The organism is Pseudomonas sp. GD03875, assembly GCF_029840585.1.
Classification (GTDB): Bacteria; Pseudomonadota; Gammaproteobacteria; order Pseudomonadales; family Pseudomonadaceae; genus Aquipseudomonas; species Aquipseudomonas paralcaligenes.
Genome location: NZ_JAOCCV010000004.1, coordinates 85,303 through 94,385, shown reverse-complemented (window position 1 = coordinate 94,385; position 9,083 = coordinate 85,303). Strand labels below are relative to the sequence as shown.

Below are 9,083 nucleotides of genomic sequence, written 5' to 3'. Positions count from 1 at the left end.
ATGAGGATTTTTCAGAAGTCAGCGGCGCGGGGCTTACCTAGGATGCCCCGGCACCTGTCAGCAGGCTGCAAAGAAGCGATGCGCCGTGCGGCCGAGCCGCGGGCCTTCTTTGAACAGCGGGAGAGCAGCATGAAAAGAACAACAACAGGCGCGGGGACCATGCCTCCCCACACCCTGGCACTGGCCGTGGCGCTGGCGAGCGCGCTGCCGGCACAGGCCGCCAGCTTCAACATCGGCCCCATCGAGGGGCAGATCGATTCCTCCCTGTCCATCGGCGCCAGCTGGGCCCTGGACGACGCGGACGCCAAATTCGTCGGCAAGGCCAACGGCGGCAGCGCCTCGACCCGCACCAGCGACGACGGGCGGCTGAACTTCAAGAAGGGCGAGACCTTCTCGAAGATCTTCAAGGGCGTCCACGACCTGCAGCTGCGCTACGGCGAGAGCGGCGTGTTCCTGCGCGGCAAGTACTGGTACGACTTCGAGCTGAAGGACGAGCACCGCCTGCTCTACGACATCGACGACGGCGGCCGCGACAACGCCGCCCAGGCGTCCGGCTTCGAACTGCTGGACGCCTTCGTCTACCACAACTACCTGATCGGCGACCTGCCCGGCAGCGTGCGCGCCGGCAAGCAGGTGGTGAGCTGGGGCGAGAGCACCTTCATCGGCAACAGCATCAACGCGATCAACCCGGCCGACGTGGCGGCCTTCCGCCGCCCCGGCTCGGAGATCAAGGAAGGCCTGATCCCGGTGAACATGCTCTATGTCACCCAGGGGCTGACCGAGAACCTGTCCGTCGAGGCCTTCTACCAGCTGGAATGGGAGAAGACCGTGCTCGACAACTGCGGCACCTTCTTCGGCACCGACACCGCCGCCAAGGGCTGCGAGTACGGCATGACCACCTTCGGCAGCGACCGGAACCGCGACCCGGCGGTGTACGGCTGGGTGCCGCGCCTGGACGACCGCGAGGCCCGCGACGGCGGCCAGTTCGGCGTCGCCCTGCGCTGGCTGGTGCCGGCGCTGAACGACACCGAGTTCGGCGTCTACGCCCTGAACTACCACAGCCGCACGCCGGAAAGCATGTGGCAGGTGGGCAACGCCGACTTCAGCGCCGTCACCGGCGCCCCCGGCCCGGCCAGCGCGCGCTACTACCTGCAGTACCCGGAAGACATCCGCCTGTATGGCCTCAGCTTCGCCACCACCACGCCGGACGGCACCGCCCTGTCCGGCGAGATCAGCCACCGGCCGAACATGCCGCTGTCGCTCAACGGCACCGACGTGTCCACCGCCGCCAGCGTCGGCGGCCTGGTCGGCGCGCTGGGCATCGACGGCCTGGCGATCTTCGACACCGGCTGGGCCGGCACCGAGACCGGCAGCCTGGTGCAGGGCTACAAGCGCATGCCCTTCACCCAGGCCCAGGTCAGCGCCGTGCGCACCTTCGATCAGGTGCTCGGCGGCGACCGCCTGGTGCTGGTCGGCGAGGTGGGCTACAGCCACATCGGCCGCCTCGGCTCCAGCGACGGCTCCGACCTGCGCTTCGGCCGCAGCAGCGTGTTCGGCAACGGCCGCCTGCCGGATTCCGCCGCCGCCCTGGGCATGACCGGCAATGGCCTGTGCACCGCGCTGCTCAACACGACCAACCCGGACCAGTGCACCGGCAAGGGCTTCTACACCCGCAACTCCTGGGGCTACCGCCTGCGCACGCAACTGGAGTTCAACGACGCCATCGCCGGGGTCAACCTCAAGCCCAACCTGGCCTTCGCCCACGACGTGGAAGGCTTCGGGCCGACCTTCACCGAGGGCAACAAGTCGGTGAGCCTCGGCCTGGACGCCGACTACCTGTCCACCTACACCGCCAGCCTGAGTTACACCAACTACTTCGGCGGCGACTTCAACACCAACACCGACCGCGACTTCCTCGCCTTCAGCGTCGGCATGAGCTTCTGAGGTCTATGCACATGACGTATTCCCCGATCCCCACGCAACTGCTGCGCGCCGGCGCGCTCGGCCTCGGCCTGCTCGCCGGCCAGGCGCTGGCCGCGGTGCCGGCCGAGCAGATCGCCCGCCTGGACCAGGACCTGACCCCGGTCGGCGCCGAACGCGCCGGCAACGCCGACGGCAGCATCCCGGAATGGACCGGCGGCCTGGCCAGGGACGCCGGCCAACGCGACGCCAACGGCTTCCTCGCCGACCCGTTCGCCGCCGACCAGCCGCTGTTCACCATCACCGCCGCCAACGTCGAGCAGTACCGCGACAAGCTGACCCCCGGCCAGCTCGCCCTGTTCAAGCGCTACCCGCAGACCTACCGCATCCCGGTCTACCCGACCCGGCGCTCGGTCGGCCTGCCCCAGAGCTACCTCGACACCACTCGCCAGAACGCCGCCGACACCCAGCTGGCCGAGGGCGGCAACGGCCTGCACAACTACCGCAGCGGCGGCCTGCCGTTCGCCATCCCGCAGAACGGCCTGGAGGTGATCTGGAACCACATCGGCCGCTACCGCGGCCTGGCCTTCCAGCGCATGGTGGTGCAGGCCTCGCCCCAGGCCAACGGCGCCTTCACCCCGAGCCTGATCAAGCAGCAACTGGCCTACCCGGTCGGCCTCAGCGACTACGCGCCGCAGGAGATGACCAACATCCTCTACTTCTACCGCGAAGAGTTCCTCTCCCCGGCGCGCCTGGCCGGCGGCGTGCTGCTGGTCCACGAGACCATCAACCAGGTCAAGGAACCGCGCATGGCCTGGCAGTACAACGCCGGCCAGCGCCGCGTGCGCCGCGCCCCGCAGATCGCCTACGACAGCCCCGGCGCCGAGGGCATGCGCACCCTGGACGACTTCGACATGTTCAACGGCGCGCCGGACCGCTTCGACTGGCAACTGGTGGGCAAGAAGGAGATGTACATCCCCTACAACAGCTACAAGCTGGCCTCGCCGGACCTGAAATACGCCGACCTCATCAAGCCCGGCCACCTCGACCCCGCGCACACCCGCTACGAGCTGCACCGCGTGTGGCACCTGAGCGCCACCCTCAAGCCGGGCCAGCGCCACGTCTACTCGCGCCGCGACCTGTTCATCGACGAGGACAGCTGGCAGGCCGCCGAGGCCGACGCCTACGACGGGCGCGGCCAGCTGTGGCGCGTCTCCGAGGGCCACGCCAGCTTCTTCTACGACCAGCAGATTCCGCTGTTCAACGCCGAGACCCACTACGACGTGCTGTCCGGCCGCTACGCGGTGAACGCGCTGTACAACGAGGAGAAGAACGCCTACCAGTTCGACGTCCGCTACAGCCGCAAGCAGTTCACTCCCGGAGCCCTGCGCGCTTCCGGCATCCGTTGAGCGCCACTCGCCACGCCGGCGGCCCGCGGGCTGCCGGCGTTTTCCCCGCCATTGACCCGGAGCACTGCCGGTGTCCGCGTTTTGCTTTACATTCAAGGCTTCACCCACCGCTATCCTGGCGTCGCCCATGAAGCTGCACCAACTCCGCGCCATGCTCGCGATCAGCGAGAGTGGCAGCATCCAGGAGGCCTCGCGCCTGCTGCACATCTCCCAGCCGGCCCTGTCCAAGGGCATCAAGGAGCTGGAGGCCGAGCTCGGCGTGCCGCTGCTGATCCGCTCCAACCGCGGCATCACCGTCACCGAGTACGGCGAGCGCCTGGTGCGCCGCGCCCGCCTGATCCTCGAGGAAGTGCGCCGCGCCCGCGAGGAGATCGAGACCCTCAAGGGCACCATGGACGGCAAGGTGGCCATCGGCGTGTCGCCGGTCACCCCCGGCGCCCAGTTCGTCGCCAGCCTCAACCGCTACCGCAAGCGCTACCCGCAGGTGCGGGTGCAGATCCACGAACTGCGCCCGTCCAAGCTGATGGAGGGCCTGCGCGAGGGCCAGCTCGACCTGGTGCTGACCTCGCAGCCGGCGATCCGCAACAGCTACGGCTTCCACTGGACCGAGCTGTACGCCCAGCCCACCGTGCTGGCGGTGCGCAAGGGCCATCCGCTGGGCGGCGCGCGCCGCTCGCTGGCGGAGCTGCGCGAGCACGAATGGCTGCTGCAGGATTCGCTGGAACAATCACGGGTCGGCCTGATGTTCGACCACTACCGGGTCGAGCCGCCGGAGCGGATCATCGAGTGCGCCTCGGTGGTGCTGTTCTCCGAACTGGCGCTCAACACCGACGCCATCAGCTACTGGTCGCAGCGCCTGCTGGAGCGCGTGCAGACCCTCGGCCAGGCGCTGGAAGTGCTCGACCTGGCCGAGCAGATACCGCCGATGAACATCTCCCTGGTCTGCCGCGACCAGGAACTGATGACCCGCGAGGCCAAGGCCCTCTCCGACGAGCTGGTGTACGCCTACAAGAGCCCGCACGCGCCGCAGGCCTGATGCGGCGCTGGTGCGCACGGCGCACCCTGCGGGGATCAGGGGACGTAGTGCGGCTCGCAGCGCACCTCGGTCTTCACCGAACTGGCGATGAAGCACTCCTCGTGCGCGGCGTGGTGCAGCGCATCGAGTTGCTCGCGGCTGGGCGCGGCGCCGGCGAAGGTCACTGCCGGGCGCAGGGTGACGCGGGTCATCGCCAGGCGGCCCTCGGCGTTCCGGCCCATCCGCCCCTCGGCCGTGTCGCGGTAGTCGTCCACCCGCCAGCCGTCGCGGGCGGCGAGCGAGAGGAACCAGAGCATGTGGCAGCTGGACAGCGCGGCGACGAAGGCTTCCTCCGGGTCCACCGCGTCCTCGCGCGAGCCGGGCAGCGGCACCACGTGGGGCGAGGACGAGGCCGGCACTTCCACGCCGCCGTCGAAGCGCCACAGGTGGCCACGGCTGTAGCGGTTGTCGAGGAAGTCCTGGTCGCCGCGCGACCAGAGGATTTCGGCGGTGTAGAGCGCCATCGCAGTTCTCCGAACCAGGCGGCGGGCCAGCATAACCAAAGCCGATACACATGCGCAGAGGTGATTATCCAGCGGCGGCCCGCTGCGGCATGCTGCACGGCATCCGGGAAGTACAAGGACCACGACAGATGCAGCCGACCCCGCAGCCCCTCGCCCAGCGCCGCCGGCGCCTGGCCACGCCCCGCCCGCGCGAGGCCTGAGCCATGCCGCTTCCCGCCCACGACCGACGCGGCCTGATCGTCGCCATGCTGATGGCGGTGATGGTCATCAGCGTGCTGGACAAGACCATCTTCGCCTTCGCCGGCCCGCAGATCATCGACGAGCTGCAGCTCACCCCCGAGCAGTTCGGCTTCATCGGCAGCGCCTTCTTCTTCCTCTATTCCGTCTCCGGCGTGCTGGTGGGTTTCCTCGCCAACCGCCTGCCGAGCCGCTGGATTCTTTCCGGCATGTCGCTGGTGTGGATGGCCGCCCAGCTGCTCACCGCGCTGTCCACCAGCTTCTTCGCCCTGGTCGCCAGCCGCATGCTGCTCGGCGCCGGCTGCGGCCCGGGCACGGCGGTGACCCAGCACGCCTGCTTCAAGTGGTACGCGCCGCGCGAGCGGGTGCTGCCCTCGGCGCTGATCCAGGTGGCGATCATGCTCGGCGCCATCGCCGGCGCTCTGTCCCTGCCGCTGCTGATCCAGCACCTGGGCTGGCGCGTCGGCTACCTGATCCTGGCCGGCATCGGTCTGCTCTGGCTGGGGCTGTGGCTGGCGGTCGGCCGCGAGGGCCGGCACGACGACGCGGCCGGCGAGACCGGCGGCGCCACCACGCCCTACCGCCACCTGCTGCTCAACCGCACCTTCGTCTTCATCACCCTGGCCGGCTTCTGCTCCTACCTGCCCACCGCGCTGATCTACAGCTGGGTGCCGACCTACCTGCAGAAGGGCCTGGGCATGACGCCGATGCAGTCCGGCTACGTGGTGATGGCCGCCACCCTCGGCGTGATCCTGCTCAACCTGGGCGTCTCCGGCCTGTCGCAGCGCGCCCTGAAGCGCGGCGCCAGCGTGCGCCTGGCCATGGCCCTGCCGCCGGCGCTGGCCTGCCTGGTCGGCGGCCTGGCCATGAGCCTGATGGGCTTCTTCGACCAGGGCCTGCACCTGACCCTGGCGCTGTACCTGGTCGGCGGCGTGGTGGTGAACCTGCTGCCGGCCTTCGCCAACTCCATCGTCGCCTACATCGCCCCGCCCCGGCAGCGCGGCAGCATGCTGGCCATCCACATCGGCCTGATGACCAGCGCCGGCATGCTCGCCCCGCACGTGGTCGGCCAGGCCATCGGCTGGCAGGGCGGCGACCTGGTGCGCGGTTTCGAACTGGCCGTCGGCCTGTTCGGCCTGGCCCTGCTCGCCGGCGGCCTGCTCGCCCTGCGCCTGGTCGACCCGGAGCGCAGCCGCGCCGACCTGGCCGCCCGCGCCATCCCCGAATCCGTCAACGCGCCGGCCGCCAGCCAGGCCTGATCAGGAATCCGCTCCATGCACCAACGAGTCAAAGCCCCGCAGCAACGCCCCGAATCCCTGGAACTGCAGCCGACCTGGCGCAACGCCGACGTGGAAGACGGCTTCTGCGTGGTCGCCGTCGGCGACATCATCATCACCCACGCCATCCGCGCCAAACTGGCGCGCAAATCGCCCGAGCTGCTGGACATCCTGCGCCGCGGCGACGTGGTGGTGGGCAACTACGAAGGCTCGGCCATCGACCTGCGCACCTACGACGGCCACCCCGAGGCCCAGTCCGGCTTCGCCTGGCTGATCAGCGATGCCGACGCGCCGGCCGACCTGGCCGCCCTCGGCTTCAACCTGATGGCTCGCGCCAACAACCACGCGCTGGACTGGGGCGCGGCTGGCCTGCGCATGACCGACCGGCTGCTCGACGAGGCCGGCATCGCCCACGCCGGCACCGGCGCCAGCCTGTCCGCGGCGCGCGCGCCGGCCTTTCTCGACACCGCTAGGGCGCGGGTGTCGCTGATCGCCTACGCCACCACCTTCGAGGCCAACGCGCCGGCCAACGACGGCCTCGGCGTGGTGCCGCCGCGCCCGGGCCTCAACCCGCTGCGCACCACGGCGCATCGCCTGGTGAGCGCCGAAGACTTCGCCGTGCTCAAGCGCCTCAACGCCCACGAACCGTTCCAAGACCACTACCTGCTCAAGGCCCTGTACGGCGAGCACAGCCTGCACCTGGGCATGGCCCTGCACTACCGGATCGACCCGAACGCCGCCCCCGGCTCGCTGCGCATCCACTACGAATGCGACAAGCGCGACCAGACCGGGATCGTCCACAACCTGCGCCAGGCCAAGCAGACCAGCGACTTCGCCATCGTCGCCCAGCACACCCACGAGCCGGACAACTTCACCACCGAGGTGCCGAACTACCTGCCGGCCCTGGCCCGCCAGCTGATCGACGACGGCGCCGACATGCTCTGCGGCCACGGCCCGCACCAGCTGCGCGGCATCGAGATCTACCGCGGCAAGCCGCTGCTGTACTCCCTGGGCAACTTCTGCTTCATGGACAACAGCCAGCAGGTGGTCGCCCGCGACGAGTGGGAAGAGCCGGAGTGGGCCGCCGCCGAAGCCATCGCCGGGCCCAGGGGCATCACCGACCCGCGCGTGTCGACCCCGGCCGAGTTCCTCGAATGGAAGCGCGTGGTCGGCATCTTCAGCGAACCGATCTGGTTCGAGAGCGTGGTCGCCGAATGCCGCTTCAAGGCCGACGGCACCCTGCGCGAACTGCTGCTGCACCCGATCGAACTGGGCTTCGCCGGCCGCGACGCCGAGCGCGGCATCCCGCGCCTGGCCCTCGACACGGCCGACAACCGGCAGCAGGCGCGGCGCATCCTCGAGCGCCTGCGCGAGCTGTCCGCCGAGTTCGGCACGCTCATCGAGATCGACACCGTGCAGCTCGGCGAGCGCCGCAGCAGCCTCGGCCGCGTGGTGATCGCCCCATGACGGCCACCTGACGCCGGCGGCCCTCGAGGCCGCCGCTCCCTCCTAATCCTTACCGCCGACGCCCGGCACAGGCCACGAGCCCGCGCCGAGGGCCCGGCCGTGCCCGCGAAACCTTGCGGGCGCCCTCACCACACGGAAACGCCATGGACCTGACCTGTTTCGCCCAGCGCTACGCCGAAGCCCGGCAGAAATTCCTCGACGCCTGCACCGCCAACGGCCTGGCCGTCGAGTCGCACATCCACCCCCTGCGGGGACGCGACCGCGAGCAGCTGGCGATGGACGTGGCCCGCCTGGGCGCGCCGGACGCCGCCAACCTGCTGGTGCTGAGCAGCGGCTGCCACGGTGTGGAGGGCTTCTGCGGCTCGGCCGTGCAGATCGACCGCCTGCGCGATGCCGCCTGGATGGAGCGCTGCCGGCGCGACGACCTGGCCGTGCTGTTCATCCACGCCCTCAACCCCCACGGCTTCTCCTGGCTGCGCCGGGTGAACGAGGACAACGTCGACCTCAACCGCAACTTTCTCGACTTCACCCAGCCGCTGCCGGACAACCCCGGCTACCAGCGCATCGCCCACCTGCTGCTGCCCCGCCGCGAACCGCCGACCCTGGCGACCACCCTGGGCCTGATCGGCCACGCCCTGTGCGGGCGCATGACGCTGCAGGGCGCCATCTCCCGCGGCCAGCACAGCGACCCCCGGGGTATGTTCTTCACCGGCACCGCGCCGACCTGGAGCAACATCATCCTGCGCCGCGTGCTGCGCCGGCACGGCCGCGAATGCCGGCGCATCGGCTGGATCGACGTGCACACCGGCCTCGGCCCGCGCGGCTTCGGCGAGCGCATCTACAAGGGCCACGACACGCCGCTGGCCATGCGCCGGGCCAAGGCCTGGTGGGGCGACCAGGTGACCAGCAGCCTGGACGGTAGCTCCACCTCCGCCGCCCTCGACGGCACCCAGGATCATGCGGCGATGAGCGAATGCGGCCAGGCCGAATACAACGGCCTGACCCTGGAATACGGCACCCTGCCGGGGCTGAAGGTGCTCAACGCGCTGCGCGCCGACCACTGGCTGCACCGCAACCCGCAGGCCAGCGCGGCCCAGCGCGAGCGCATCGGCCGCCAGCTGCGCGACGCCTTCTACGTGGACGCCGACGACTGGAAGCGGCAAGTCCTGGAACAGGCCCGCGAGGTGCTGGAACAGACCCTGGACGGCCTCTCAACCCCGCTGCCGGACTGAAC

At 70.0% G+C, this 9,083-nt stretch carries 8 protein-coding genes; 7 read left to right on the top strand and 1 reads right to left on the bottom strand.

Annotation, left to right across the window (positions count from 1 at the left end; all coding sequences use genetic code 11):
- Positions 1-159 precede the first annotated feature (159 nt).
- The 3 genes from N5D30_RS04740 to N5D30_RS04730 all read left to right on the top strand — a co-directional run bounded on the left by N5D30_RS04740 (position 160) and on the right by N5D30_RS04730 (position 4,365).
- Positions 160-1,944 carry a DUF1302 domain-containing protein gene (locus N5D30_RS04740; protein WP_279907910.1) on the top strand — a complete coding sequence of 595 codons (1,785 nt, stop codon included), beginning with the start codon at positions 160-162 and terminating at the stop codon, positions 1,942-1,944.
- 11 nt (positions 1,945-1,955) lie between these two features.
- The gene (locus N5D30_RS04735; RefSeq protein WP_279907908.1) at positions 1,956-3,329 is read left to right on the top strand and encodes a DUF1329 domain-containing protein; all 1,374 of its coding nucleotides are present in this window, start codon (positions 1,956-1,958) and stop codon (positions 3,327-3,329) included.
- Positions 3,330-3,456: 127 nt separating this feature from the next.
- A complete protein-coding gene (locus N5D30_RS04730; RefSeq protein WP_220815396.1) occupies positions 3,457-4,365 on the top strand; it encodes a LysR substrate-binding domain-containing protein in 909 nt (302 codons plus the stop codon).
- Positions 4,366-4,400: 35 nt separating this feature from the next.
- On the opposite strand, the gene N5D30_RS04725 is transcribed toward N5D30_RS04730, so the two are convergent.
- Positions 4,401-4,868, bottom strand: a complete 468-nt coding sequence (locus N5D30_RS04725) for an OsmC family protein (RefSeq protein WP_279901747.1) — start codon at positions 4,866-4,868, stop codon at positions 4,401-4,403.
- Between the two features lie 50 nt (positions 4,869-4,918).
- On the opposite strand from N5D30_RS04725, the gene N5D30_RS04720 reads away from it, so the two are divergent.
- From N5D30_RS04720 to N5D30_RS04705, 4 genes are all read left to right on the top strand, one after another.
- The gene (locus N5D30_RS04720) at positions 4,919-5,068 is read left to right on the top strand and encodes a hypothetical protein (protein WP_279907906.1); all 150 of its coding nucleotides are present in this window, start codon (positions 4,919-4,921) and stop codon (positions 5,066-5,068) included.
- A gap of 3 nt (positions 5,069-5,071) precedes the next feature.
- Positions 5,072-6,364, top strand: coding sequence for an MFS transporter (locus N5D30_RS04715; protein ID WP_279901746.1), 1,293 nt, complete (start codon positions 5,072-5,074; stop codon positions 6,362-6,364).
- A gap of 15 nt (positions 6,365-6,379) precedes the next feature.
- On the top strand, positions 6,380-7,849 hold the full coding sequence (locus tag N5D30_RS04710; protein ID WP_279907905.1) for a CapA family protein: 1,470 nt from the start codon (positions 6,380-6,382) through the stop codon (positions 7,847-7,849).
- A 143-nt stretch (positions 7,850-7,992) separates the two neighbouring features.
- Positions 7,993-9,081 carry a M14 family metallopeptidase gene (locus tag N5D30_RS04705; protein ID WP_279907903.1) on the top strand — a complete coding sequence of 363 codons (1,089 nt, stop codon included), beginning with the start codon at positions 7,993-7,995 and terminating at the stop codon, positions 9,079-9,081.
- The last annotated feature ends 2 nt before the right edge of the window (positions 9,082-9,083 follow it).

Coding starts and splice junctions, on each gene's coding strand:
- N5D30_RS04740 (WP_279907910.1), top strand. CDS start 160: ATGCCTCCCCACACCCTGGCACTGGCCGTGGCGCTGGCGAGCGCGCTG.
- N5D30_RS04735 (WP_279907908.1), top strand. CDS start 1,956: ATGACGTATTCCCCGATCCCCACGCAACTGCTGCGCGCCGGCGCGCTC.
- N5D30_RS04730 (WP_220815396.1), top strand. CDS start 3,457: ATGAAGCTGCACCAACTCCGCGCCATGCTCGCGATCAGCGAGAGTGGC.
- N5D30_RS04725 (WP_279901747.1), bottom strand. CDS start 4,868: ATGGCGCTCTACACCGCCGAAATCCTCTGGTCGCGCGGCGACCAGGAC.
- N5D30_RS04720 (WP_279907906.1), top strand. CDS start 4,919: ATGCGCAGAGGTGATTATCCAGCGGCGGCCCGCTGCGGCATGCTGCAC.
- N5D30_RS04715 (WP_279901746.1), top strand. CDS start 5,072: ATGCCGCTTCCCGCCCACGACCGACGCGGCCTGATCGTCGCCATGCTG.
- N5D30_RS04710 (WP_279907905.1), top strand. CDS start 6,380: ATGCACCAACGAGTCAAAGCCCCGCAGCAACGCCCCGAATCCCTGGAA.
- N5D30_RS04705 (WP_279907903.1), top strand. CDS start 7,993: ATGGACCTGACCTGTTTCGCCCAGCGCTACGCCGAAGCCCGGCAGAAA.